Origin of the sequence: Micrococcus antarcticus, assembly GCF_044872765.1 — a bacterium.
In the GTDB taxonomy this organism is placed as follows: domain Bacteria; phylum Actinomycetota; class Actinomycetes; order Actinomycetales; family Micrococcaceae; genus Micrococcus.
The window spans coordinates 2572965-2599514 of record NZ_CP085253.1 but is presented as its reverse complement, the minus strand read 5'-3'; the positions used below and the strand labels follow the sequence as shown (position 1 = coordinate 2599514).

General features: G+C 65.3%; 22 protein-coding genes and 1 pseudogene. 10 read left to right on the top strand and 13 right to left on the bottom strand.

Going from position 1 to position 26550, the window contains the following annotated elements:
• Positions 1 to 18 precede the first annotated feature (18 nt).
• The 3 genes from LG274_RS12120 to LG274_RS12110 all read right to left on the bottom strand — a co-directional run bounded on the left by LG274_RS12120 (position 19) and on the right by LG274_RS12110 (position 1982).
• Positions 19 to 711 carry a hypothetical protein gene (locus tag LG274_RS12120; RefSeq protein ID WP_404464716.1) on the bottom strand — a complete coding sequence of 231 codons (693 nt, stop codon included), beginning with the start codon at positions 709 to 711 and terminating at the stop codon, positions 19 to 21.
• 378 nt (positions 712 to 1089) lie between these two features.
• Entirely contained in the window at positions 1090 to 1638 is a 549-nt protein-coding gene (locus tag LG274_RS12115; RefSeq protein ID WP_404464714.1) for an antirestriction protein ArdA, read from the bottom strand.
• Positions 1635 to 1982, bottom strand: coding sequence for a hypothetical protein (locus LG274_RS12110; RefSeq protein WP_404464712.1), 348 nt, complete (start codon positions 1980 to 1982; stop codon positions 1635 to 1637). Before LG274_RS12110 ends, LG274_RS12115 begins: the two co-directional genes overlap by 4 nt.
• A gap of 209 nt (positions 1983 to 2191) precedes the next feature.
• Here LG274_RS12110 and dcm point away from each other — a divergent pair, with 209 nt between their 5' ends.
• Entirely contained in the window at positions 2192 to 3925 is a 1734-nt protein-coding gene (gene dcm / locus LG274_RS12105) for a DNA (cytosine-5-)-methyltransferase (protein ID WP_404464710.1), read from the top strand.
• Positions 3926 to 3989: 64 nt separating this feature from the next.
• On the opposite strand, the gene LG274_RS12100 is transcribed toward dcm, so the two are convergent.
• The 4 genes from LG274_RS12100 to LG274_RS12085 form a co-directional block, all read right to left on the bottom strand.
• Positions 3990 to 4670: a hypothetical protein gene (locus LG274_RS12100; protein WP_404464708.1), complete on the bottom strand. Its 681-nt coding sequence runs from the start codon at positions 4668 to 4670 to the stop codon at positions 3990 to 3992.
• Positions 4671 to 4701: 31 nt separating this feature from the next.
• Positions 4702 to 6339 (bottom strand): restriction endonuclease FokI C-terminal domain-containing protein, encoded by a 1638-nt coding sequence (locus LG274_RS12095; RefSeq protein WP_404464706.1) that lies wholly within the window; start codon positions 6337 to 6339, stop codon positions 4702 to 4704.
• A 58-nt stretch (positions 6340 to 6397) separates the two neighbouring features.
• Entirely contained in the window at positions 6398 to 6871 is a 474-nt protein-coding gene (locus LG274_RS12090) for a hypothetical protein (RefSeq protein WP_404464704.1), read from the bottom strand.
• A gap of 91 nt (positions 6872 to 6962) precedes the next feature.
• Positions 6963 to 8102, bottom strand: a complete 1140-nt coding sequence (locus tag LG274_RS12085) for a TIR domain-containing protein (RefSeq protein WP_404464702.1) — start codon at positions 8100 to 8102, stop codon at positions 6963 to 6965.
• Positions 8103 to 8312: 210 nt separating this feature from the next.
• On the opposite strand from LG274_RS12085, the gene LG274_RS12080 reads away from it, so the two are divergent.
• Positions 8313 to 8894, top strand: coding sequence for a recombinase family protein (locus LG274_RS12080; protein ID WP_404464700.1), 582 nt, complete (start codon positions 8313 to 8315; stop codon positions 8892 to 8894).
• Positions 8895 to 8906: 12 nt separating this feature from the next.
• On the opposite strand, the gene LG274_RS12075 is transcribed toward LG274_RS12080, so the two are convergent.
• Together LG274_RS12075 and LG274_RS12070 are read right to left on the bottom strand one after the other, a co-directional pair.
• Positions 8907 to 9689 carry a hypothetical protein gene (locus LG274_RS12075; protein WP_404464698.1) on the bottom strand — a complete coding sequence of 261 codons (783 nt, stop codon included), beginning with the start codon at positions 9687 to 9689 and terminating at the stop codon, positions 8907 to 8909.
• Between the two features lie 292 nt (positions 9690 to 9981).
• Positions 9982 to 10725: pseudogene (locus LG274_RS12070) on the bottom strand (CpaF family protein); the annotation flags it as partial.
• 79 nt (positions 10726 to 10804) lie between these two features.
• Here LG274_RS12070 and LG274_RS12065 point away from each other — a divergent pair.
• The 5 genes from LG274_RS12065 to LG274_RS12045 all read left to right on the top strand — a co-directional run bounded on the left by LG274_RS12065 (position 10805) and on the right by LG274_RS12045 (position 17368).
• On the top strand, positions 10805 to 12565 hold the full coding sequence (locus tag LG274_RS12065; RefSeq protein ID WP_404464696.1) for a hypothetical protein: 1761 nt from the start codon (positions 10805 to 10807) through the stop codon (positions 12563 to 12565).
• 653 nt (positions 12566 to 13218) lie between these two features.
• On the top strand, positions 13219 to 13650 hold the full coding sequence (locus tag LG274_RS12060) for a hypothetical protein (protein WP_404464695.1): 432 nt from the start codon (positions 13219 to 13221) through the stop codon (positions 13648 to 13650).
• A gap of 334 nt (positions 13651 to 13984) precedes the next feature.
• Positions 13985 to 15049, top strand: a complete 1065-nt coding sequence (locus LG274_RS12055) for a hypothetical protein (protein ID WP_404464693.1) — start codon at positions 13985 to 13987, stop codon at positions 15047 to 15049.
• Entirely contained in the window at positions 15046 to 16533 is a 1488-nt protein-coding gene (locus LG274_RS12050) for a type IV secretory system conjugative DNA transfer family protein (RefSeq protein ID WP_404464691.1), read from the top strand. The genes LG274_RS12055 and LG274_RS12050 overlap by 4 nt, the downstream gene beginning before the upstream one ends.
• Before the next feature lie 178 nt (positions 16534 to 16711).
• The gene (locus tag LG274_RS12045; RefSeq protein WP_404464689.1) at positions 16712 to 17368 is read left to right on the top strand and encodes a recombinase family protein; all 657 of its coding nucleotides are present in this window, start codon (positions 16712 to 16714) and stop codon (positions 17366 to 17368) included.
• On the opposite strand, the gene LG274_RS12040 is transcribed toward LG274_RS12045, so the two are convergent.
• Positions 17360 to 18343 (bottom strand): DUF4238 domain-containing protein, encoded by a 984-nt coding sequence (locus tag LG274_RS12040; protein WP_404464687.1) that lies wholly within the window; start codon positions 18341 to 18343, stop codon positions 17360 to 17362. The genes LG274_RS12045 and LG274_RS12040 overlap by 9 nt on opposite strands.
• Positions 18344 to 18778: 435 nt before the next feature.
• On the opposite strand from LG274_RS12040, the gene LG274_RS12035 reads away from it, so the two are divergent.
• Positions 18779 to 19048, top strand: coding sequence for a hypothetical protein (locus LG274_RS12035; protein ID WP_404464685.1), 270 nt, complete (start codon positions 18779 to 18781; stop codon positions 19046 to 19048).
• A gap of 55 nt (positions 19049 to 19103) precedes the next feature.
• On the opposite strand, the gene LG274_RS12030 is transcribed toward LG274_RS12035, so the two are convergent.
• Complete coding sequence (locus tag LG274_RS12030; RefSeq protein ID WP_404464683.1) at positions 19104 to 20282, bottom strand: HNH endonuclease family protein; 1179 nt, start codon at positions 20280 to 20282, stop codon at positions 19104 to 19106.
• A 2-nt stretch (positions 20283 to 20284) separates the two neighbouring features.
• On the bottom strand, positions 20285 to 21454 hold the full coding sequence (locus LG274_RS12025; RefSeq protein WP_404464681.1) for an adenine-specific methyltransferase EcoRI family protein: 1170 nt from the start codon (positions 21452 to 21454) through the stop codon (positions 20285 to 20287).
• 267 nt (positions 21455 to 21721) lie between these two features.
• Here LG274_RS12025 and LG274_RS12020 point away from each other — a divergent pair, with 267 nt between their 5' ends.
• Positions 21722 to 22696, top strand: a complete 975-nt coding sequence (locus tag LG274_RS12020; protein ID WP_271438116.1) for an IS481 family transposase — start codon at positions 21722 to 21724, stop codon at positions 22694 to 22696.
• Between the two features lie 224 nt (positions 22697 to 22920).
• Here LG274_RS12020 and LG274_RS12015 read toward each other — a convergent pair whose 3' ends face one another.
• Positions 22921 to 23181 (bottom strand): hypothetical protein, encoded by a 261-nt coding sequence (locus LG274_RS12015; protein ID WP_404464679.1) that lies wholly within the window; start codon positions 23179 to 23181, stop codon positions 22921 to 22923.
• 249 nt (positions 23182 to 23430) lie between these two features.
• Here LG274_RS12015 and LG274_RS12010 point away from each other — a divergent pair, with 249 nt between their 5' ends.
• A complete protein-coding gene (locus LG274_RS12010; protein ID WP_404464677.1) occupies positions 23431 to 26550 on the top strand; it encodes an FtsK/SpoIIIE domain-containing protein in 3120 nt (1039 codons plus the stop codon).

Genomic DNA, 26550 nt, shown 5'->3' with positions numbered 1-26550 from the left:
CGTCGGGGGTCTCGTCCGTCAGGACGTGGTCTGCTCGGTGGCCGTGTCGGCCGCAGTCTTCTTGGTGCTGGTCCGCCGGCCACGAGTCGGTGCAGCCGGGGCGGCCGGTGCCGGCTCGGCCAGCCGCTCGATGAGACGGTCCAGGCGCTGCTCCAGGGCCGCCGTCCGCTCACGCTCACGCTCGAGCTGGTCGCGGACCTCCCCCTCGCGGGCGCGGGCTTCGGTCGCGGCGGTCTGCGCATCCCGTGCCGCACCGGCGTCCCGGCCGGCCTGCTCCTCAGCGTCAGCCAGGCGGGCCTCGAGCTGGCCGGCCTCGTGCTCCATCTCGGCACGTGCAGCGTCCAGCTCGTCCTGGGCCTGCGCGGCGGCATCCTCGGCGGCCTCGGTGCGAGCCAGGGCTTCCGCCATGGTCTCCGCGACCTCGGCCCGGGCCTCGGCGTAGGCCGTCTCCCAGACGGCCCGGACGAGCGCCTGGACGGACGGGGCCGCGAGGTCCTCGGGCGGGGCGGGGACGGCGGCCTCGGCGGCCGGGGCGGCCGCCTTGGCCTCGCGGAGGTAGGCCAGGACCACCTGGCGGCGCACACCGTCGGCGGCCGCGCTCAGGCGGGTGCTGGTGACATCGGTGAGGGGTACGCCCTCGGCCAGGACGGCGGCCAGGGCAGCGTCGAGACGGGCGCGCTGCTCGTCGGTGATGGGGGTGGTGTCGGCCACGTCGGCCTCCTAGACTGCGGACGAGTGCGGATGATCGGGAGGGCATCCCATCCGCATGGACGCCCTCCCGCGAGTGCGCCCGGCCCGCGCTCTGCGCGGGCATGGGGCCGCGCAGCGGCCCGGAGGTGGCCCCTCACCCGCTGTCTGGGAACCGGCAGGAACCCTCGGAACCCCGGGAACCGGGCAGGAACCGGGTTCCGGGAACCGCTTGGGGTTCCGGGTCGGCGGGCACCACGAGCAGAGACGCGCGAAGCCGGAACTGCCGGAACCGCGGGAACGGGATCGGAACCAGCGGGGAACCGGGTTCCGGGAACCGCTCGTGGTTTCGCATCGCCCCGAAGACGAGACCCCGCTCCGTGGAGCGGGGTCTCGAGGGCGTCACAGGTCGCGAAAGACGTGCACGCCGCCGCCGGCAGCGTCGACGACCGTGTAGTCACTGCGCAGGTCTCCGATCCACCGGGCCCAGTCGAAGTACCTGCGGGCCTCCTCCGGCCAGCCATCGAACAGGTCCAGCTCACCGGCCAGGTGCTCGGCGTAGTCCTCGAACGAGTCCCACTGCCCGGCGTACCTCTCCTCGAAGTCGCCCAGGGACGGCGTGGACCCATCGGATGCCGCCACGTAGGCCCCGGAGTCCACCCAGGCGCATACGGCCTCCCAGAGCCCGTCAGGGGCCTGCTGGTAGACCTCACCCCAGGCCGCGGCCGTGGTCGGGTCCATCTCCCCACGCACGGGGATGTGCTCGTGGTCCATGACCCACAGCTCCTCGCAGTCCCGACGGGCACCACCGGCGTAGCGGTGGACCTCGGCCAGGGTGACCTCGTCGGCCCCGACGGCGGGGAACCACTCCCCTACGAGCCGGCCGGCGTTGTAGCAGGCCAGGCACCCGATCCAGACTTGGGGCTCGGTTGTGGTGGTCGTGGTGCTCATCGGGCCACCACCTCCGGGTCCAGCACCAGCACGCGGTAGGCGCGGGAGTCGAAGGGTCCGACTCGCAAGCTCTCCGTGCGCATGACGACGCCGGCGTCGACGAGCGCCTGGCAGAGGCCGCTGTGCTCCGACCAGTCCTTGAGGATCAGCTCGTCCGGGAAGCAGATGTACCCCTCCGATCGCAGGTCGGTGTTGAGCACCTCGGTGCCGCCCTCCGGGTCGTGTAGCTCCAGGAGCTGGCGGCGGCGGTCGTAAGTGATCCGGCCGGTGAGGACGAAGTCTTCGAGCAGCAGATCGTGGTGGCCGAAGTCGATGACGGCCGGCGCGGATGAGGTGGTGGACATGAGAGACCTCCAGATGGTGGGACGAGCGGTGGGTGAGGCACTGCCTCTCCGCTCGTCTGAGGTCCCGGCGACGGCTCCGCCGGCGCTTCACCACGCTGGGAGTCCGGCCACATCCACTATGCAGCCCCCTGTTCAAAACCCTCACCCGCATGCCCTAGTATTGAGCCATGCGCGAGGCGTAGCCGAGCGACGGGACAAGGGAGGACACCGTGAAGCTGGGATACGCGCGCGCATCTGCACGCGGCGCCGGCCCGACTCTGGCGGACCAGACGGACACGCTAACGCTGGCCGGGTGCGAGTGCACCTTCGAGGACACCGCAGACCGCGGCCGGGACGAGCGCCCGGGCATGGGCGAGCTCATGGCCACCGCCGGCCACGGCGACACAGTGGTCGTCACGCACCTCGACCGGCTGGCCTGCACGGCCGAGGACACCATGCGCGCGGTGCTGGAGCTGGACGCGCGCGGAGCCGTCGTCGTGGCCCAGGACGTCGATCTGGACACCTCCACCCCGGCCGGGCGCGGTGTGGTCGCGGTGCTGAGGGTCCTCACCGACTGGGGCCAGGGCCCCGCCCGACCGCAGGGTCGGCCTCCCGCCTTGGATGCGACACAGCGCCAGCAGGCCGCCGATGCCCTGCGGGCCGGGGCCTCCACCTCGAAGGTCGCGCACGCCCTGGGCGTCTCGCCGAGCACGATCAAACGCCTCAAGACCACGCTGGGCCTCACCGAGACCCGTGCCACCACGACCGGGGAGGACCCCACCATGACCACCGAAGACGCCCGCATGATCGAGCTGGCCAAGGACGCCGCCGCCGAGGTGGCCGGCACCCGCACCCAGCTGTCCACGGTCACGCCCGAGCGCACCGCCGAGGACGAGGCACGCACCGTGTTCCGGCTGGGTGAGCTGTTCTCCGGTCCCGGCGGCATCGGCACCGGCGCAGCCGCGGCTCGCATCGCAGGCCCGGCCTACCGGGTCGAGCACCAGTGGGCGAACGACTACGACGAGGACACGTGCAAGACGTACGCACTCAACGTCATGGGCGACATCGAGTCGGACCGGGTCATCCACGGCGACATCCGCACCCTGGACTACGACCGGCTCAAGGCTCTGGGCGAGATCGACGGGCTGGCCTTCGGCTTCCCCTGCAACGACTACTCCCAGGTCGGCGAGCGTCTCGGTCTGGCCGGGACCTTCGGCCCGCTGTACACCTACGGCGTCAAGGCCCTGGAGATGTTCGAGCCGGCGTTCTTCGTCGCCGAGAACGTGGGAGGGCTGGCCTCCAACAAGGAGGGCGCCGCGTTCAAGCAGATCCTGGCGGACATGCGCGCCGCCGGCTACAGGCTGGTGCCGCACCTGTACAAGTTCGAGCAGTACAGCGTTCCCCAGGCGCGGCACCGGATCATCATCGTGGGCATCCGCGACGACCTGGACGTGACGTTCCGGGTGCCCTCGCCGGCCCCCTTCGCCGACGCGGACGTCAGCGTGCGCACGGCCCTGTCCGGCATCCCCAAGGCGGCCACGCACCAGGAGCTGACCCGACAGTCCGCCACCGTGGTGGAGCGCCTGGAGCTGATCCAGCCCGGCCAGAACGCCTTCACGGCCGATCTGCCCGAGCGCCTGCAGATCAAGACGAAGACGAAGATCTCGCAGATCTACCGCCGCCTGCACCCGGACAAGCCCTCGTACACCGTCACCGGCTCCGGTGGCGGCGGCACGCACGTGTACCACTGGAAGGAGCCGCGCGCCCTGACCAACCGTGAGCGGGCCCGGCTGCAGACCTTCCCGGACACGTTCGAGTTCGTCGGCTCCAAGGAGTCGGTCCGCAAGCAGATCGGCATGGCGGTGCCGGCCGATGGAGCGAAGGTCATCTTCGAGGCTATTCTCAAGTCGTTCTCAGGAGAGGACTACGAGGCGGTGGAGTCCTCCTTCCCGCGCATTGACTGATTAGCAAGTGCAGGATCAACACACCCCCAATCCAATGGCTCGGGGGTGTAGTTGTTCAGGGGCCTCAAGGCATCGCGTAGCACCGCTCCCACGAAATGGCTAAAGAGTTAGCCCCGATGCCTTTGGGATTCTCTTCAATGCGCTCAACTCTATACGCCTCCAGGCATCGGAAGAGTCGACTTGCCTGTCCGTCGAGAGAATCGAGACGCCACTCCCCAACATCGGCACGGCGTGCGGTCATCGACCAGAAGTGCGGATCCGGGTTGTCCGACTCCTCTGGGCCCCGTTCTTTCGAGTTGAAGTAGAGCGCTACGTCCCGGTCGGAGCCGGCCAGACGCGCCTCGAAGTACCCCATCTGCCTCTGGGCCTTGTTCTCGATGTAGTGCTCCTCAAGCACCGACGGCACACGCACTAGTTCCAGCTTGAACAGAGCCAACCGGTCAAGTTCAACCTCTTCGACAGCGATGTCTCTTGAGTTGGCATACATAAAGGTGTTCGCACGAGCCCGAAAGTCGGCCGCCTGCCAGGTGCCAAGATGGCTGACCAAAACCTCGCCTTCCGCGGGGGGGCTCACCCAATTCGGCGGCCCCTGGAAGGTGGAGAACCACCAGGTTGATCCAACCTCGAGCTCCGGCGGCGCTTGGGCCTCAGCGTCAAACGACACAGATTTGCGGTCGGATTCAGGCAGCACCTCCCAGTCGACGCAGTCCGCAGAGGACAGGGTATAACCGACGTATCTCACCATGGGATTGAAATCCTATCTTGCCCCTCGGGATTCAGGACGTGGTGGCCGCCACGAGGGCGTCAAGGGAGTGCTCGTGACCCTTCATCTGCACGACGCGGTTCGCGGAGAACAGGTCGCGGATCTCGGCGTGAGTGTAGGGCTGGCCCTTCAGGTGGCGCTTGCACATCAGGACAATGTCGTGCGCGGTGATGGCCGAGCCAGGGACCCCGTCGGCGCGCTCGGACACCTCGGCCAGCTGAGCGTCGATGTTCGGGCCGAAGCGCCCGCTGACGTAGGAGAAGAAGGCGAGGTCGCCGTCACCGAGCTTGTACTTCGGGTAGTCGACGACGTAGTTGCGCATGACGCCGCGCTGGTCGTGGGACAGGGTGTAGCGCTTCGCGTAGGCCTTGGTGTCGAGGATGGCCCCGTAGCGCTCGGTCTCGGAGTAGAGGACGACGTCCGGGCGCAGAGGCTGGGCGCCGATGTGTTTGGCCTGGTAGCCGAAAACCTTGGAGAAGATCTCGGTGGTGGCCTCCTCGAACTTGGTGGCCGCGGTGTTCGACCCCTGCGCCAGCTCGGTGTAGTGCATCAGGAAGCCGCCATAGCCGGCGCTGAACCGCTGGCGCAGCACGTCGCGCACCTTGACGGGGTCGGCCGCGAGGCGGGTTGCGATGGAGTTGACGAGGTCCTCGTCGAGGTCGGTCACCAGGTGGGTGGTCGCGTACTCCGTGTACTCCTTGACGATCTCGCGTTCGAGGACGACCTCCGCGCTGACGTTCTGGATCGGTTGGACCGCTCGGGTGTCCTTGGACTTTCCGGGTGTCAGGCCATACCGCCGCTGGAACCGCTCCTGGTCGGTCCAATCCGTGAGGAGCTTCTTGCCCAGCATCGCGTCCACGGTGCGACGAACGTTGTCCTCGGCTCCGTCGGCGATCCGCCACTCGCGACCGTGCGAGCGGGTCACGAGCTGGGTCTGGGAGAGCCAGTTGCCCATCGTGTTGGCGATGTCGTTGAGGTTGGCGAACAGCTTGTCCAGCGACGCCTCGGCGGAGCGGCCGGAGGCGAAGGTGCTCAGGTAGTCGGCCGACAGGGAGGCGTCCCCGCCCTCGCGCAGGGCGAGGATGCGCTCCACGACGTCGTCCACGCACGCCTGGGAGTTGTTCTCCCCGTAGCAGACCGCGATCTTGGCGACGTCGTCCTTCTGGGTCAGGTAGCCCTCAAGGCGCGGGTCGAGCAAGAGCTGGAGAATGAACACGAAGGGGCGCACCTTGAACCGGGCGTCCACCCGCGAGAGGAAGGTCGACGTCGAGAAGTAGGACGGGAACTGGTAGTGGAGCACCTGGTGGGACATGATCTCCATCAGGTTCTCGTCCCCCTGGACGATGGCCTCGCCGGCCAGCGTCAGGTACAGCTGGCCGTCTGCGCCCTCCCACAGCAGTCCGAGCGAGCGGAGCCAGGCGACGTAGGTGCGCGGCCCGCCGCCGTTCGGGTCACGCTTGGGCCGGTTGGCCTTCAGGGCGCTGGCCTCAAGCTGGCGTTCGTAGGCGCGCTGAGCATCCTGTCCGCCCTCCCGCCACGGCTGGCCGCTGATCGCAGCGGCCAGCTCGCGCAGGGCACCCGGCACAGCCGCCAGGGAGCGCTTGGGGCGGGTGACCCACCAGGTGTTGCGATTCGCCTTCGTCCCCGTCATGACCCCATTGTGCTGGGTCACAGCTCCGCCTGCCTACTAGCAGAAGGGCAGGGGGCGTTCAGCCGAGCTCCACCTGCTGTACGGTCCACCCGGCCTGGGCGAGATCGTAGAGACCGTCTGCGCGCGGCTCGATGCGGTCCTCATAGTCCTCGGCGTCGAGCACGGCCGTGGTGCCCTCCCAGCGGTGGGCCAGCTCCAAGGCGGCCAGCACGTCCGCCAGAGTCTCGACCGTCACCACAGGGGTGGCCCAGCCGTTCCACGGCTCCCCGTACTCGACGGCCAGGAAGGGGTGGTCTGGGAAGGCGTCGAAGGCGAAGCCCGGGACGAGGTCGCGGTCCGGGTCGCAGAGCTGCCACTGCCCGTCCTCGAAGAGGACCTCGGCTTGGGCGTGGTCGCCTGTGGCGTTGAGGTGCCGGATCTGGTAGACGGGCTGGCCTTCGCGGTCGAAGCTCGAGGCATCACGGGACGCGACGGCCCGGTAGGTGGCGACAGGGCGGCGGCCGGCGGGGCCAGGGAAGGCGATGGTGGTCATGATGGTCATCCTCTCGTGGGGGCGGCCCGGGTCGGCGCCAGTGGAAATCCCGGGCCGCCTCTGGCGGCCGATCGCGGCGAGAACGCTAGTGTTAGGCCGAAAATGGGCCGAGAGCTTCCTCGTTCCACATTGGGGGGGCGTACTTCAGTGGTTCCTTGACTCCGGCAGCCGTTAGCGCTTTCTTGAGTTCGACCGTAAATACGGCACGAGCCTCCGTGCTTCCGTTCATAGTCACCCAGTTGAAGCCTGCCAGATCAGAGATCTCTCTCAATCTCCCAGTTCGCACGAGCACGGTCCGATCAGGCGCGAGACCGAGCGCCATTCCAGCCTCCAGCGTTACATTCTGACGGGGTTGAGGTGTTTCTTCCCGATCATCGGCACCATCCTCGTCTTTGAGATAACGGGGATCGAGCCGAGCTAGATCGTCGCCCGAGAACACCACCACAATGATATGCGCGACCTCGAGTCCCTTTCGGACAATGTCCCACGTCATGGGGTTGAGACCACACATTTCTCGCACCTGATCCCAATCCAGAACTCGGAGATGCACGCCGCGAAGAAAGTGTCTCACCCTGTGTGCAGCATCTCTATTTCTGCCGTGCACCACAAACACGGCGGGCAAGTCCGAATCGACGTATGGAGTTGGAGTATTCATGGGGGCGGGGGCCTCGACGGACGCCGTGTTGCGTGCACCAACAGCGACATTGCTCGGGCCGAGCCCTACAGGATGTGCGATCGGCACATCTCGCCACCCGGCGGCACTGCCTTCGACGTCTGGCTTTGCACCCACAACTGACGGCGCAGTAAAAGCCCCCCCAGAATTATCGGCCTCAGTAGCGACGCCGTCCCCGCTCGGTGAGTCGCTGATCCGCCAACCGTCGCCGTCGTGTTGGACTCGGTCGCTAGCCTTTTCCAGGAGTGACCAAATCCGGCCCCGCGCAGAATGGAACTTGTCCCCAGTGAAGGATGAACTGTAAGAGATATTCGCCTCGGTAAGCATGCCCAAGATGGCCTCGTCACCATCTGGCCATCCGATCTTTAGAGTGTAGTCCAGGATAGAATGAACTCGCTCCGCTTTAGTTGCAGGTGGATACTCGGGGATGCCGGGAATTCCCCACGTAGAAACTTGCGTGGAAATTTCTCCGTGGGACAGCCCCTCAGATAGAACCAATTTAAGATCGGCGAAGTTTCTGCGCGCGAAGAGACGCGACTTGAATTCAGGAAGCGACATAGGTCGATGGTAGATGACAGCGGCGACCCGGACAGCATCCATGGCGTTGAACTCCCTGCCCTGGCTACAGGTTGCCGGATGGACACATGCACGAGCTCACGCCCGTCCATCCGGGTACACCCCGCTGGACAGCCTCACCTCTGCCCCGGTGCGCGTCCAATGACATAGACTTGAGACCGATTGGACAGATTCGGCGGAAGGTCTTTAAAAGTGAGTGGACAGAAGGGGCAGCTCGTCGGGTACGCCCGCGTGAGTTCAGCCGATCAGAGCCTCGCCCGACAGCTGGAGGCCCTTGCGGGAGCCGACCGAGTCTTCGAGGAGAAGGCCTCGGCCAAGGATCGCGCCAGGCCCGTGCTCGCGGAGATGCTGGCCTACGTCCGCGAAGGCGACACGGTGCTGGTGAAGTCACCGGACCGCCTCGCCCGCTCGACGGTGGACCTGCTGAACCTGCTCTCGGAGCTCAAAGCCAAGGGCGTGGCCGTGCGCTTCGTGGACTCCCCTGCCCTAGACACCGCCACAGCACAGGGCACGTTCATGCTGACGGTGCTGGGGGCCGTCGCCGAACTCGAGCGGGAGCTGATCGCCGAGCGCCGGGCCGAGGGCATCGCCCTGGCGAAGAAGGCCGGCAAGTACGACCGCGCACCGAAGCTCACGGCCGGCCAGGTCCAGGAGGCCCGCGAGCGGGTGGATGCAGGGGTGCCGAAGGCGGTCGTTGCCCGTGAGATGAGCGTCAGCCGCCAGACGCTCTACGACGCCCTCGCCGGGCGCGGGCGGTACGCCGGGCTGGAGTGAGGCTCGAAGGGGCTAGGCGCTGGGTGCTGGCCCCGCCTGGACCGGCGGGCCCGGTTCGTACGAGTCGTGGTGCCGCACGGCGGCCAGCCGGAGCTGCTCTGCCTCCGCCATGGCCGTGGCACCCTCCCGCCGCACCGCCTCGTCATACCAGAGCGCGAGTTCGGAGCAACGCTCACCGAACTCCACGAGGACTGGCCGGAAGTGGAAGGTGGGTTCATTGTCTCGCAGGAAGCGCTTCGCCTTCCCCTTGAACCCGTCCCATGCGAGGAGGCGGGTAGCGTTCAGCCACATCTCACCCTGGAAGGCACCGGGGGTGAAGTTGGAGGACAGCCCCCAAGGAGCCGTCATGTGGTGCTGTAGGTAGTTCCGGAAGCGCAACATGAACGCCACCAAGGCATGATCCCGCTTGAGAGCGGTGAAGCGATGGGCGAACTCCTCCTCCAGTTCAGCACTACTGACGACATGGAGGGTCGACGTGATGTGGTCCTCTACTGCCTTGTACGAGGCCATGCAGGCCAGAGCCTTACGGTCCAGCACGCGTAGCAGGCGAGCCTCCTCGTTGGGACGGTCAACGTCATTGAGGCCGAGGAGGAACTTCGGGTCCCGCTCATACGACAGGAGTAGGTCCGCCAACTCCACGTGTTCGTCGTTCCAGATGTTGAACGTCTTGCGGAACTCACCGATGTAGTACCAGTAGCGGTACCCCTCGCTGGTCTCGAACTGCGTTGTGAGATCGTCGAGGCGCGCCTTCCACTCTTCGTACGCTGGTGGTGTCCTCGGTTGCACAGGCTCCATGACGACAGGCTAAGTGGAGTGACGGACACGGTAACGCCTAGAACGGGGCCGCTCTAGGAAGCTCGTGCCTGCGACCGGCGAGCCGCTCTCCTACCGGACGAGGAGCGGCCCGCACCACAGGGGGGATCTGGTGCGGGCCGCTGGCGAGGAGGCCTTCGGGGGGATCTGGCCGCCTCGCGGGGCGCGCGGGCCAGGAGGGGGGGATCGGCCGGGCGCGCCGGGACTGAGCGTAGCGGCAGGATCGGCCGCGTGACCAGGGGGTTCTGTCATAGTCGCTGCACCCCCTGTAACGCACGTTCTCCCCGGCGAGCAGGGGCAGGGTGCACAGCTTGGTGAGGGCGTCGGCGGCCGAGTTGGCATGGATCGTGCACATGCCCGCCAGACCCGAGTTCAAGGCGACGAGCATGTCGAGCGCCTCAGCCTCGCGGACCTCGCCCACGATCAGGCGGTCCGGCCGCATGCGCAGGGCCTCCTTCACCAGGCGACGAAGCGGGATCTCGCCATGGCCCTCCAGGTTGGGCTGGCGGCACTGCAGCCCCACGACGTCGCGCACCGGGATCTGCAGCTCGAAGATCTCCTCCACGGTGATGACTCGCTCCCTCGGCCCGATGGAGGCCGCCAGGCAGTTCAGCAGCGTCGTCTTGCCCGCCTGGGTGGCCCCCGAGACGAGGACGTTCATCCCCGCGTCCACGGCGGCGTCGAGGAAGCGCGCCGCGGAGGCAGAGAGCGAGCCGGAGCGAACGAGGTCGTCCAGACGTCTCGTTCGGCTGATGAACTTGCGGATGTTGACGGCCCAGTGCCGCCGAGTGATGTCCGGGATGGCCACGTGCAGGCGCGAGCCGTCGGGCAACGAGGCGTCCACGAACGGCATCGAGAGGTCCAGTCGCCTCCCGGTCGTCTTCAGCATCACCTCGACGAGATCCCGGACCTCTTCCTCGGTGAGGACGAGGCCGGTCAGCTCCGAGCGTCCGGCGCGGGCGCAGTAGACCTGGTCGGGGGCGTTCAGCCAGATCTCCTGCACTGGGCAGTCATCCAACGTCTGCGCCGCGAGAACATGCGGTTCTTGTAGAGTTTGCCACAGATCGCGTGCCACACCATCGACCACGAGGGGCCCCATGCCACAGAAGCGACGCGCGGGAATCGAGATCCTCGACGGAGCAGCAACCCTCACGCGGCCCACGGATGCGAAGCCCTACTGGCGCATCGTCTGGACGGATCCCATCACGCGGAAGCGCCGCACGACCAGCGGCGGCAAGACCCGCGAGGAGGCCGAAGCCAAGGCCGCCAGCCTCCTCGGCATCTACGTCGAAGGACAGCCGGACCGCTCCCGCACCGACCCCGTCCCGACGTTCAATGAGATGGTCACCAGCTGGATCAACACCCGCCGCCCCAAGTGGTCACCGCGCACCCCCGAGCACTACACCCAGCTCGCGCGCGCCTACACCAACACGCTCGGGGACATCCCCATCAATCGCATTCGTCCCTCCCAACTCACAGACGCCTACGACCTCACCGCCGTCAGTCGTGACCGCCAGAAGACCACCAAAACCGTCATCAAGGGGGTCTTTTCCTACGCGCACTCTCTTGGCTGGGTCAAGAGCACCGGCGACCACTACGCAGACGCGCTCATCCTCACCGGCGACCGAACAGACAACCGGCAGACGGAGGTGAGCAAGGGCGACATCCCGCCCAGCGACTACGTCGCCGCTGTCCTGAATGTCACATGGCACACGCTGGACCCACATCTCACCTTGGACCACCTCACATACTCCGATGACAACACCCCCGCCGGACCCCTGAAAATTGACGCTGAAGAACTCTGGCGCGAGCCCACAGGCTTCCACAGCGGCTACAGCCCGATCTTTCGGGCAGGACTGCCGCCCAGCATCATCGACAAGAAGCGTCGCGGGGTCCCCAAGCACTACAAGAACCTGGACCAGATTCGCGAGCGTGAAGACTGCAAGCTGCGGGAGCGCTACAAGATGCTCAGCGCCATCGTCGCTCTTGGAGCTGGAGCGGGACTGCGCATCGGCGAGATCTTCGCCCTGCGCGTCGGTCATTTCTTGGACGAGAGCGCCCTGCGGGAGTGGCTCGCCATGAGGCGAGTCTTCGGAACCGGCTACAGGCTCCCATGGGACGGGAAAATCCACGTCAGTGAGTCGGCAAGCACTGCCAACGCGGGGAAAATCTGGGTGACCGCACCCAAGTCCAACCGCGACCGATACGCCTACCTGCCGCCCTTCCTCCGCAACGACCGAGGACAGACGCCACGCTGGGACTTCGCGCACCGCAAAGACACCGAGACGCCCACGGCAAGCGACTGGCGCTCCCTGAGCGAGGAAGACGCCCTCACCATCTGGCACGAGCAGAACGCCCCAGCGCTCTACATGATTGTCATGCACCGCCTCGAAGCCGTCGTCACGCCATGGCTCGAACGGGACGACCTGACCGAGCGCGAACGCATCCGACTCATGGCGCGCACGATGCTCTTCCCGACCCGACAGCCACCTAAGCGAAACAAACAGGGTGAAATCTCCCGAGTGAAATACAGCCCCCGATGGACCGGCTACATGGGACCAGACCCCCTCACCGGGGGCACCTACATGAGCCACAACAACTTCAAGAGTGAGATGAATGAAATTTATGACTTTGTCTCTGACCGCACCGGCAGCTACCCCGCACACCGCCGCAACCGGGAGACACGCCAGGGATGGACTCACCATGCCCTTCGACATTACGCAGTCTCTACGAGGCTCGACGCGGGCATCCCGGTTGCACAGGTCGCCCTCGAAATGGGACACGCCTCGCCTGCCTTCACCATGGCGCGCTACGCCCACGCCGTCAGAAGTTCAGCGGACGCAGATTGGAGCTTCTGATCCTCCGCAGCTCGATGAGTCACCGAAAATTTCTTCCGCCCCGACCCTAAAGAAGACATAGAGGGGTCTATGATCCCGCATGACGACGCGGGAGAAACCTCTGGTCACACCGCCTTGACCACCCGACGAATCGGCCCCACTGCGCTAGGGTCACGCCCGCTACTACGTTCTCAGAGGTTTCAAGTCTCAGCGGCTTCCACGAGTGACGACACCGCGCCAATCCGCCCGTCCAAACGCTGCGGAGTTGAGGTGTCCGGAGGGTGACCCGACACCCTGACCGCCAGACACGAAAAAGGCCGACGATTCAGGCGCTTCTCGCGGTGTTCCCTACTCTGTCGTCAGCCTTGCGACCAAGCACGGAAGACGGGTGAGAAAACACTGAATATTCAGTTGTTGCCAATGTATATCAAAAAAGCGGAAGGGGTCGGAGAGTAGAAGATCCCCGACCCCTTCGAACGAGCCTCAGCCCGTCTGCCATGCTTGGTCATCTCATAATATCAAAAAACATCGACTCGCAATGACACGCACGAGACAAAAGCCTACGGGGCACGATTCGCAGGCTTCTGTGGCCGCACACCGCGACCAATACTTCATATCGCAGAAAACTTCGTGTCGCCGCGACGAGCCGCGGCCTCATCGCCCACACTGAGAGCATGACCCCAAGACCTATCAACCTGGACCTCTACGTTGAGCCGAGCAGCGCGCACACCTACCGAGAGCTCGCGTTCCTCGGCTACTGGGGAACCCAGGACGCCGGAGACCTGACCATGGACAACATCACCACGTTCCTCCGCACGAGCAGCATGAGGGAGCGGATGCACTTCGTCTTCCACGTCATGACCATGACGACCGGGGACGACGTGCCTACCCGAAACCAACCCGCTCAGATCGCCGCCGCCAAGGCAGCCAGGCACGCACTGAGCGAACTCCAGGACATCGCAGAGAACACCGCGAAATCTGACATGGACCAGGTTTTCAACTCTGCACAGGTGACGACGACGTTAGCTTCCACCCTGACCAAGTATCTGAACCGCAAACGACCGAAGCCGAAACCTGCGAACTTAGGGTCACTGTCCGCCGACTGATGACACTGTGCCCAGCGGCGACGGAGCGGAAAACCAACTAAGGGATTGAACATCTTTCAATCACGCTAAGACTTAGATAGAAAGATGTGGTGAGTGGCTGAACGGGTTACAAGGACACCACAACCCCGCCCAGCCGCCCCACTGCACCCCCTCACCGACACCGAGGGCACTCACCCACCTCGGGCACCAGTTACGCACCACAAACATCAGGACGCACGGACGCGCCATTAGGAGGGGATACAGGGGCACACGCCGCCGCTGTTGCCGTGTCGATATTCAACACGTCAGGGAGGACTCCCGGACATGACATCGACGCGCACTCAGGAGGCACACCATGAGCACGAACCCCACGAAGAACACCCGAGCCAGGATTACCCAACGAGACGCGATTTATCTCGCGTTCTTGGCGAAATTTCCGGCTGCCGACGCCGAGGCCCTGTCCTACCTCGCCTACCGAGGCGACAACCCATGGGTGGGCGGAGATGAACTCCCCACCCCCAGCGGCATCACCCGCAAGATGACCAAGCTGACCCAGCTCGGAGCGGTCAGCCGATACCGCAACCCGCTGTCCGGCGTCTCCCACTACGGACTCACCCCACTGGGACACGAGGCCGTCACGTTCTACGGCTACGACATCCCCACCTGGCGAGGCATCAAGGGCTTGAGCATCAGCCGTCTGGAGCACTACCGCAACATCGCCCTTGTAGCGGCGCAGCTTGTCTCACCCACCGCCCCGCTGGCGAGCGAGCTACGTCTTCCCGGAGCGCTCCCCCTGGAGCTCCTGGTCAGCGAGAACGAGATGCGCAGCGCCTACGACTCCATCGCCCGACAGCTCGCCTCACTGCGCGAAGAAGGCAAGGCCGGGGCCACCTACGCCGCCTACCGCTACCGCACCGCCGAGAAGCTGCTGGCCGAGGCCGACGCTGGAGACGTTGAACATGCCGAGATAGTGGCCCGCCACCCGGAGCTGCTCACCATCGCCACCCCGGCCACCAAGAACCTGGACACGCACAAGCCCATCCACCAGAACGACCTCGCCATCCGGCTGGACGACATGGCCCGCAGCGCCAAGCAGCCCCGGACCACCAACATCCTGATGGAGGTCGAAATTGCCATGAAGAAGCCCGAGGCCTACGAGCAGATCATGCGCACCCTGCGCGCCGAGTTCTCCGCAGGCATCGCCTACCAGCGAGCCGTCTATTTCTGCGGGACGCCTGCCATCGCCAAGCGCGTCCGAGACGCCGACCGCAACGCTGGCACCGGACTCATCGACAAGAAGCGGCTGCTAGTGCTGCCCATCACCGGGCGGACACCCCACCCCGCCCGACAGACCGAGCGCGTGACGGTTCCACAGGAGCCGGCGGCGACAGTGCCAACAAGCGAGGAGGAGACACGATGAACATCGCCCCTCCCCCACTCTGGGCGCTCATCGGCATCGCGCTCATCGGCATCGCCGCCGCCGTCCGGTTCATCACCCCCATCCTGGTGGCATGGTTCGACCGCACGCGCCGACGCATTCCCAAACACCTCCATGACGAGCTAGTGGCGCTACTCAGCAACCGCGCCGTCATCGACCGCTACGCGCCCGCCAGCGCCTACATGAGCGACCTAGACGAGGGTGAGCGCCGACCCGCATACAAAGCGTGGCTCAGCCCCTACGCCCGCGCCGTGCGAGCATCCGTCAAGCGACAGCCCAAGGTTCCCAAGGGGCAGCAATTCCACGCCCGGCACCAGATCCGCGAAGCCTCCCGCCGCGTCACCATCCGACCCCTCACCGAGGAGGAGTCCAAGACCATCGGCGGGACACCTGACCCCAACGACACCTACGCCATCGAGCTCCTCTACGACGGGCACAACCCCGCCGACATCGAGCGGCTCTTCCCGGCTATCCGGTCCCAGCTCGGGCTCCGCGTCCTGGAGCGCACACCCGACGACAACCCCAGCGCCGTGACCCTCATCGCGTCCAGACAGCCCCTGCGCGACAGCCTGGAGACCATGAGCGCCGGAGTGGAGTTCTTCACCGAGCACCCCGCCACGTCTCCGAAGGGGCTGCCCATGGCATTTACGTCAGACGGGGTCACCTGGTCGCTGCCCACGCACCACACCCTAATTTTCGGTGTGACCGGGTCGGGCAAGTCCGGACCACTATTGGCATCCATCTACCAGTTGTCGCCGTTCATCGCGGATGGGTCAGTCAAGATTTTCGGCATCGACCCACGTCATGCAGACGTCGCCCAGTTTTCAGCTACGGATCTATTTGAGCGCGTTGTGACATCGACCGAGGATTCCATTGACCTCATCAACGAGTTCCATGAGCGCATGGAGAAAAATATTAAGCGAGGGCTGACCAGTGTAGAACCATCCCCCTCAACGCCGTGGCACATACTAATAGTCGATGAGGTCTTCGCCCTCTATAACGCCCTGAAACTTAGAGGAAAACCCGGAATGTCGGCATGGACTAATCTTCAGAACGTTCTTGCGATGGGGCGCGGATGCGGTTTTTTTGTCATCATGGCCACCCAGTTTGCCGAGCAGGAAAATCTCAAAGGCCTCCGAGCGAACCTCGTTAATAAAATCGTGCTCAGGCAAGAGAGCGCATACCTGAACGATTTTATCTTGGGAGACGGAGCGGCGGAAAACGGCTATGACTCCACCGCCCTCCGACCGGCCACCGCTGACAACGGTTACGCCACAGCCGGAATCGGCTTTGTCAAAGGAGAGGCCGGAGCACCGATGAAAGTGAAGTTCGCTTACTTGTCCAAGAGCGACCTGCATGAGTTCATCGCCGCGCACACCCACGAGGAGCACGACGTGCTCGCAGACCTGGAAGACCTCACCTACCGCGACCTGGACGACCTCGACGCACTGCCCGACCTCGACTAGCCGCCACAGCACCCACAGGGCCCCTCTGACTCCACGCCGGAGGGGTCCTTTGGTGTTCAGAATGCCTACAAGATGAACGGCCCCATCACTCAAGGCATTGCATGTTCATCAAGCCCCCCAGGGCGCAAGCTGAACAGTTCTGATATTTCCTCTAAGAGTGTTATCAACAGGAGGAAAAATGAGTAACGGACAAGTTCTCGCCTATTTGCGCGTATCCAGCACCGGACAGAACCTCGACAGGCAGGAGACCATCACCGAGGGAGCTGACCGAGTGTTCCGGGAGAAGGCATCAGCCAAGACCCGCGACCGCCCCGTGCTGGCCGAGCTGCTGGGCTACGCGCGCGAGGGCGACACTGTGCGCGTCTGGAGCATCGACCGGCTCGGGCGCAACTTGCGCGATCTGCTCGCCATCGTGGAGGAGCTGACCGCCAAGGGTGTCACCGTCCAGTTCGAGAAAGACAACCTGACCTACTCCCCCGACTCGGACACCCGTCCTATGGACCGTCTCATGTTCCACATGCTCAGTATCTTCGCGGAGTTCGAGCGCTCACTGATTGACGAGAGACGCCGCGAAGGCATCGCCGCAGCCAAGGCCGCAGGCAAGCGTGGGCACCGTGCTCCAGCACTCACACCCCAGCAAGCCGAGGACGCATGTCTCAGACACGCTCAAGGCGTCCCTGTGGCCCGTATAGCGCGCGAGGCAGGCGTCAGCCGCAACACAATTTACAAAGCGCTCAGAGAGGCTCCGGGAGCGGTCAGACTGGGTGCCACGGCTGTAGCAACCGAGGGCGAGACGGGCTTTGACGGACCCGCACCTCGGAATTCTTTACTTTAGGAGACTTTGGTTGGGCAGTTTCTCTGGGTTCAAATGCGCATCGTCTGGATGGCGATAGATATACCTAAATGCCGTATCCAGCGTCATTTTGTTGAAAACATCTGCATCCTCCGGGGTCCCCAGAGAGCGTGAATCTAATTCGCCACTTATGGCACGTTCGACAAACATTTTGTGCATAGCCGCAGCCAGCGGAGACAGACCCTGCGGAGTCTTGGGAGACCTTCCCATCCTGATTGCGAGCTTTCGGCCAATAGGCACAATCACGCCGTCCGCGTCCTCTACGACAAACCGCTGCGCGGCTTTTTCGCGACTAACAGCAAAGGGCGAGACTGGAGAATCAGACGTAAAAAGGGAGTAGTCCCTAAAGTAAATAAACTCCCAAGGACGCCCAAGGAGGTATGGATAGATGTCTTCGGCGCTAATAAATATGTTTCGCAAATGGTCCAACATGATGACTTCACTGAAGGTGTAGTTCTCGTCATTCATGTTCTTCCATACAGTTGCAGCGTCGAAATAAGGAAACCGCCCCTCTCGGTAGTGCTTGGCAATTCTATTGACATCGTCCAAGCTGGACACGGTTGTCTTTTGGTCGTCCAGAAAAGCAAGGAAATGCTTATATCTGGCCTGAACCTCTGGCCCGCGCGTGAGCTGGAGCGCAAAGTAGTGGGACAAGGTTCCGCGCTCCTGCGGGTTCAGGCGGCACTTCCCCTCACAGAGTCTTCGGAGTAGGGGGTGGGCGGCTTGCTCCACCACATTGAGCATCTCCTCGGCGATGTCAATCCGGTCGAAAATGGCGGTGTTTTCAAGCGTGTATAAGTCAGTTTCTTTGGCGGTATTTCGAATGTGCTTGATGCCCGCGCGTTTGGTCTTGTCAAATGGGATCTCGTATATCCGCTTGTCGTCCGTGGCAAAATTCTTCAAATACCCCTGCGCCACGAAATGATTACGATGTGTTACCTTTTTTTGTTCGCCCATGCCTCCAGTATCCCTCAACTACGGCCTTCTGTCTCATTTTCCCCGCGCGCGGCATCACCCCGACAGATCCGCCCGGTCTCAGGGGACGCAACAGTAGGGCAGCCCTCACCAATGAACGCCGCCTCGATGGGCTCGTAACCGCAAGGCGGTGGGTTAGCTCACCCGCCGCCTGCCAGCCCTCAAGCCCGAGCGAGCCGACGCCTTGGTCGCCAGACGCCCCCAGAGCCTCCCTATGCCACGCATAGCGCGTGAGGCAGGGTTGAGCCGCAACACGATCCATGGCGCACACAAAGAGGCCAGGGAGCCATCAGGGGGCGACGGAGCACCTACGGGAGGTAGGCGCGCTGAGAGGGGCGAAGGATGCCGCACCGTCATGTAGCCACCGGCTACGCTCACCTTCGAGCGCACGGTGCGCCCGGACCAAGGAGACATGTCATGACTGATACCAAGTTCGAAGCCGACCGCGCCCTCCTGATTGCCATGGGTCCCGCTATGGTCGCCAGCGAGGACATCGAGCCGGAGGTGCGAGAGCAGCTTCGCGGCCTCGCCGCCCAAAGTTTGAATGCCCGCGAGCTTGGCGACATGGATAAGGTGGGCTACCCGCTCATGGCCGTCCAGCGCGCAGCTCAGTTCGAGCCTGACGAATCCCTGCGGGAGAAGTTGCTGGACGCCCACACTAAGCTGCTGGAAAACCTTTCCAAGTGACGCGAGAAGCCCCGCCACCTAGTAATAAGTGGCGGGGCTTCTGCGCGCCGTCAGGTCAGCGGTTGCCCTTAGCCGCGTTGTGCGGCTTGCAGAGCATCTGGCAGTTAGCGAGCTCGCTGGAGCCACCCTCTGACCATGCCGAGACATGGTCCGCCTCCATTTCCGAGAGCTTGTAGATGCGCGCCGACCTCGACTCGTGACCGATGGCGCACATCGGGCAGTTGGAAACCCCCTCTTGCTCCGCCTCCTCCGTCTGCCGCTTGTAGGCGGCTCGCTTCGTCTTGTCGTCAAAGAGGCGCACGTTGAGCAGCTTGGTGTCTTCCTCCCCGCCCAGAATGAACTCGTAGATGCCGCGCGAGTTGCCCACCGCAGGGTCATGGAGCAGCTCAGTGACCCGCTTGGAGACGGTGGCCGCGTTGTAGGGCTTGTGGTGGTGCTCCTCGTAGAGGTCGCCCCACTCCTGACCGCGCATGGTCTTGTCTGCCGGAGGGGTGAAGACTGAAGTGACCCAGTCGATGACCGAGGTGAAGTAGGTCTTCAGCTCGGCGATGTCCGTGTCGGTTCGGTGCGCAGCCATGTAGCCGTCAATGTCCTGCCCCTTAGACGAAGCCACCCAATCCAAGGCAACCTCAAGCACCTCCTGGCGCTTCGGCTCACCCTTGACGTAGGCCGACCACTTGTTCTGGAGGGCGTTCGCCGAGTTGGAGAACTCAGCCTTAGCCGCCGTCACGAACGGACCGGAATAGACCGCGTTGCGCAGCTCCTGCTTAGTCAGAGGCACGCCGGAAATGTTGATGGTCTGGAACCATTCCTTGATTTCAGCCTCAGTGCCGGAGCACTCATAGACCAAAAGCTCCGCGTCTAGAATCGTCTCCTGTAGCTCCTTCGGCAGGGATGAGAACGTCTGCTCGCGCATGTTCCAGACGATTGCGAACTTGCCGGTCACAAAACGGCCCAGAGAGGTGATCCGCTGCTGACCGTCCAGCACCTCCAGCCGGGGACCGGTGGTGTCGCCCGTATCCACGAAGTAGATGAGCCCCAGCGGGTAGCCCTTCAGCACCGACTCAATCACCGCTACATCTTTCTTGCCGTCGCCATAGATGTAGTTGCGCTGATACTCAGGCTGGACCACAAGGTCGCCTTTGAGACCATAGAGGCCCTTGGCCTCCAGCTCGCTGTAGAGGAAGCCCTCTGTAACCTCGCGGACAGTGTAACGCTTCAGTTCGGTCTTCATCGTCATACCTCCTTCGATTCGGGGTTACGGTGGCGGATGAAAATGCGGCGATAGGGAACCACTGGCTTCCCATCTCTGTCGTAATAGCCAACGTCAGGGTGTCCCTCATGGATCTGACCGGTCTGACCCGACGCGTAGTAGTCATCCACGAACTTCTTAGACATGCCCGTGGTCTTGGTGAATCGACTCATGCCAACGATCTCGAACTGCTCGGGATTGAACCTATCGAGGAAAGTAATGGGAACGCCCATGACTCCCTCAAAGTCGCTAGGGATGCCACTGGTCGAGGCGACCTCGATGGCGTCAAAATTGTCATAGGACGGATAACCGACGCTGGCAATCCTCTTATTGAACGCAAGGTTGTCCTCCATGGACAACAGCTGCATTGGCTCATGGCGTCGCCCGTGGTCAATGTTGGAGAACCAGCAAGAGTTTCCGAGACGCGTGAAGGTGTTCTCCTCGTCCGAGGGATACCCGAGCCGCTCCGCCTTCTCCCGGTCAGACTCGCGAACATCGAATCCAGTAGGAACCCGGAACACCATGTCGGTGTTATTCGCGGTTGCACCCTTCCAGAGGCGGTTGTGCTGGATGAGTTCGAAGACCTGCGGGTAGGTGATTGCATTTACATTGCCGATGACCGAGAACTTCACGTCACCCTCATCCAGCCACTGAATGAAAGATCGGAAAAGGGAGAACGGCGGATTCGTGATGACCATGTCCGCCTCGTCCCTAAGGGCAGTCACCTCCTCGCTACGGAAATCGCCGTCGCCCTCAAGGTAAGACCATTTGAGATCGTCAATATCTACCCGCCCATCGCCGTTCGTATCCTCGCGCTCCAATACGAAGATTTTTCCCCGGACCGAGTCTTTGTCCTCATCGAACTGAGGGTCATCGAAGAGAGTGGGCTTGTAGAACACACCATCCGCGTTACTGTTCGGCGCGTAGCTCGTGGAGATGAGCTTTTTGATGCCGTAGTCCATGTAGTGAAGCGCGAAGAACTTGGAGAAATTGCTCCACTCAGGGTCGTCGCACGGGAGCAGGATTGTCTTGTCCCGGAAGACATCCGGGTCATACTCCAGATAGGCGTTCATCTCCCGCTCAATGTCCGCCCACTGGGTATAAAACTCGTCCTGCTTTGCCTTTTTGGCTGCCGCCAGGCTCACGTTTCTCATGGTGCGCTCCTTTGTTGCTAAGTCTGGTATGCAGAGCCGAATATCACTGCACACGACCCACTTGCCCGTCAGCATCGCACAGGGGACGGACATCGCACGACAGGGCACCACACTGTCGCCGAGGCCGGTCCGCGCCCACGGGAGAGCCTGACGAGCCCTAGGTGTACCCGGTCAGGACGTTGGTGGCACGAGGGAGCTTGAACAAAGGAGAACCTCCGGGTGGGATGTGGCTTGTCTAAGGCCCACATCACAAACCCAGAGGTTCTCATGTCCCACGGTAGCGCCCGCCTGACCGTTCACGGTCGTCGACTCATCGTCCAACGCCACCAAGCCGGATGGGCTCAAGCCCACATCGCCGCCGCGATGGGGGTCTCACGAAAATGCGTGAAGACCTGGATCGACCGGTACGCGTGCGAGGGCGATGCAGGCCTGGCCACGCGTTCCTCCCGCCCCCACACCAGCCCCACGAGATCTTCTGCAGCCACGGAGCAGGCGGTGCTCGCCGCTCGCGCCGAGCACCGGTACGGGCAGGACCGTCTTGCCCCGCTCACCGGGGTTCCAGCACGCACGATCGGCAGGATCCTGCGTCGTCATCACGTGCCCCGCCTGGCCGCATGCGACCCGATCACCGGGGAGGTGATCCGTTCTTCGAAGACGACCACGCGCCGGTACGAACGAGACCGGCCCGGGGAACTGGTCCACGTGGACGTGAAGAAGCTGGGCAAGATCCCCGAGGGCGGGGGCTGGAGAGCACGAGGACGCGCGGCGACCGAGGCTGAGAAAGGCCGGCGCCCCAAGATCGGATACGACTACGTGCACGCGATGGTCGATGACCATTCCCGCCTGGCCTACGCCGAGGTCCTGGCCGACGAGACCGGGCAGACGTGCGCGGGATTCCTGCAGCGGGCCGCGGCGTACTTCGCCTCTCGGGGGATCACGAGGATCGAGCGTGTCATCACGGACAACGCGTTCGCGTATCGCCATAGTGCAGCGTTCCGGGCCGCGGTGGCCGGGCTCGGGGCCAGGCAGAAGTTCATCCGCCCGCACTGCCCGTGGCAGAACGGCAAGGTCGAGCGGTTCAACCGGACGCTGGCGATCGAGTGGGCCTACCGGCAGGTGTTCACCTCCAGTGCTCACCGACAGGACGCGCTTGCCCCGTGGTTGGAGTACTACAACACTGAGCGGGGTCACGCCGCGCTCGGAGGACACCCGCCCATGAACCGGGTGCCACCAACCTCATGACCGGGTACACCTAGGACGCCCGTAGAGAGGTCAGACCCACCCAGTGTCCGCCCGAGACCGCTTCGGGCTCGCAGAGCGGCACACAGCGCCCTAGGCGCACCTCGGCTCCCTAACCCGCCACAGACCCCACGATGTGCCACAAACGTGCCACACAAGCGGTCGATGCCACAGCATCTGTGGCACACTTGGCTTGTCGAAATCCGCATGGATACGCGGGTTATGACTTAGACCTCCATCTCCTCCACTCCGGGGTCGTCCATCAGCCGCTGGAGGGGTCCGAGACCGGCGATGCAGTCATAGAGGTCCTGTCTCGCCTGGCCGGCATCGTCCAGCGGCGGCAGGGAGCTCACCAGCGAGCGGGACTCGTAGTCCGAGACCGCCTCGTGGATCAGCAGCCGGACGCGTTCGCCCTCCCGTTGCGGATCGACACCCTGACGACGGACGACTTCTCTGACCTCGTCCTCGAGTATGCGCACGGCATCCATGCATCCTCCTGTGCCCGTTTGAAGCGCCATCCCCCGGCGCCGCACCGCATGTCGTGATCGAACCTATCTCCCCGACTCGGATGGGTTCCATGGGGTTCCCCAAGCTGTGGACAACTGTTCATCGGACGTCTTCCCGGGGCAGGTTCTCCACAGTGAGGGACACCCCGTCGCGTCCGCATCGCCTCAGCTGTCATCCTGGCCGCGGCGTCAGCCCGGCGCCCCTGGACACCGGCCCCGAGAGGATCCGTCATGACCTGGACCGTGCGCCTCCTGGGCGAGTCCGGGGACGACGACGTCTGGGTCGTCTCCGACCTTCCCGCCGACCCCGCACGGCAGGACGACGAGGTCCGCCGCCGCTTCCCCGCAGGCTCGCTCCGCCGCGGCCGTTCCGCATCCGGCGCCCTCACCTACGTCGTCCGTCCGGCCGGCGCGGGCCCGGCCCGACGCGCCCCCGGGCCTGAACTGAGCATCCTGTCGGAGGACGGACCGGATGCGGGGCGGATCGCTCCCGTCTCGCCGGCCGGAGTCTCGGCGGGGCGCGGCACGGTCGACCTCCTCCTGGACGACCCGACCGCGCCCGCCCGCCCCACTCGGTTCGCTCTCGCGGCCGCCGGGCTCACGGTGCGACGCCCTGGCCGCTCGACGCCCGAGCAGTGGAACGGCCTGGAGCCCCTGCTCGTGGGCCGATGCTCCCTCGGAACGATGCGCGGGCCACAGCGTCCCCTGGACCCGCCCCGCGAGGTGGCGGCGGCCGTCGTCGACCTCGGCAGTCCCCCGGGCGAGCAGGCGATGCTGCTGCCGCTCCTCATGGCTGCCGGGCCGATCGTCATCGGCCTCGTGCTCGCCCTGACCAGCGGAAGCGGGCTCTTCCTGCTGTTCGGCCTGATGTCGGTCCTGACGGTCGGGACCATGATCGGCCTGCAACGACGTGCCCGGCGCGAGCACGCCCGTGCCCTGCGCGGCCGAGCCTCGGAGCTGGCCGCCCGTCGCTCGGGCCAGGCGCCGTGCCCGGGGCAGGTCGCCCGTGCCGCGCGGTCGCGCTCCGCGGATCGCTTCGGGGTCTCAGGGCAGGGGCAGGACGCAGCCTGCGTCCTCCGCTGGGGGACGGGCATGGGGCCGTTTCCGCTGTCCCGGCCGGAGGCCGCGCGGCAATGGCAGGAGGCCGTCGTCGTGTCACAGCCCGCCCTCTCCACCCTGGCCGACGAGCGGAGCATCACGGTGACCGGTGCACGACGTCCCCTCGACGCCGCGGCCCGGTGGGCCCTCTTCCAGCTCCTGCGCCACGCCGTGGCCGCGGGACTGACGCTCACGGTCACCACGCCCCACGGCAGGGAGTGCTGGTGGCGGGGCGGGGTGGCCGCACGCGAGCTGCACCTCGGTCTGCCGGCTTCGGACTGGGTCGCACCGACGCGGGCACGATGGCTTGAGGCGCTGGGCCGGGCCGACGTCGCTCCGCCACCCTCCGCGGATCCGCAGCGCACGGTGTCCGAGGTGCGGTTCAGCGCCGAGGCCGAGGATCCGTCCGTCCCCTCCGTGCCTGGGGATCGTCTCGACCTCACCGCCCGTTCCCTCCACCGCGCCGGGGACGGGACCACGCTGGCCGACGTCGTGATGACGGGCATCTCCCCCGCGACCCTCACGTGGTGGCTCCTGGAGCTGGCCGACGACGTCGTCGGCCTCGGGCTCCTCTCGGGGACGACGGCGGCACCGCCGTTGCGCCCGCCGCCGCAGGTGGGGACGCTCTCGGCGGTCGACGGGGTCCGCGCGCCCGTGACGACGGGCGATCCCGCGCGTCCGGCCGCTGGCGGGCCGCCGGCCACGGGCGGGCTGTGGCTGGATCTCGCGGCCGACGGGCCCCACATCCTGGTCGCCGGGACGACGGGCTCGGGGAAGTCCGACCTGTTGCTGTCCCTGCTCGTGGGTCTGAGCGCGCACCACCCTCCGGCCGAGCTCGCCTTCATCCTGCTGGACTTCAAGGGCGGGGCGTCCTTCGGGCATCTGGCCGCCCTTCCGCACACCATGAGCGTGGAGACGAACCACGTGGGCGCCGCCTCGCTGCGCGCCCTCTCGGCGATCAGCGCTGAGCTGAGGCGACGCGAGGCGCTCTTCGCGGGGCTCGGGGTGAGCGACTACCCCGCCTTCCGCCGTCGCCGTCCGGACGTGGCGCTCCCTCGCCTGGTGGTGGCGGTCGACGAGCTGCGGGTCCTCATGGACGACCACCCCGACGCCGGTGCCGTGCTCCAGCGCCTCGCCGCGACCGGGCGGTCCCTCGGATTCCACCTGCTGCTCGCGACGCAGCGGGCGACGGGTGCAGTCAGCGGGGACATCCGCTCCAACCTGGGCGCCACGATCGCCCTGCGCACGGCCACGGAGCAGGAGTCCTGGGACCTCGTCGGCTCGCGGGACGCCTTCCGCCTGGACGCCTCCCGCCCCGGATCGGCCATCCTCTCCCGGGCGGGCCGCGCGCCCGTCGCGTTCCGTGCCTCGCAGTGGGCGGTGGCTGCCGCCGAACCCGTGTGGCGGCGGGCGGGCGAGGAGGCCGTGCCGGCCGCCACCGCCGCTTCGTGGGAGGCCGTCGTGGAGCACGTGAGGGACGCGTACGCGCAGGGATGCTGGCCGACACCGGCGCCGGTGGTCTCTCCCGCCCTCCCGGGAGTGTGGGCCCCCGACCGCTCGAGCAGGCGGGGCCGCGACGCTCTCGCCCTCATCGACGACGCGTCCCGCGCACGGCACGTGGTCTGGCGCTGGCCGCACGGCTCCGCGGGGAACACGGCATGGATCGCGGAGGCGGCCGGCGGCCGCGAGCTGATCCTGGAGTCCGTCCTCGACGTGGCCGCGCGTGGGCCGGGCGGCGTGCTCATGCTCGACGGCTCCGGAGAGACGGGTCGCCCGGGCCTGCCCCATGGCCACACCGTCCTCACCCCCGACGGGGGCGACGAGGCCGCCCAGGCTGCCGTCACGGCGCTCGACGCGCTCGCCGATCACGGCGGCACCGCGGTGGTCACCGGGTGGGCCGGCTGGGCAGGTCTCCGGGTGGGCGAGACGTACCGGTCCTTCGACGAGGAGCTGCACCACTGGCTGGGCACCCAGCGGGGGAGACGGGTGCGGTTCGCGGCCCTGGGCGGCCGCGACCTCGCGACCTCACGCCTCCTGCTGCACCTCCCCCACCGGTTCTACGTGCCGGCGGGCACGAGCGGGGAGCACCGGCTCGTGTGGCCGAAGGTCATCGCGGTGGAGCCGCTTCCCGGCCGGGCCGTCTTCGTCTCCCCCGATCACCCGGAGCCCGGCATCCCCGCTCAGCTGTCCTTCCCCAGCAGAGGGCCCGCCCGCGGACCCGCTGCGGTGTCCGGCCCCGCGTCTACGCTGTGA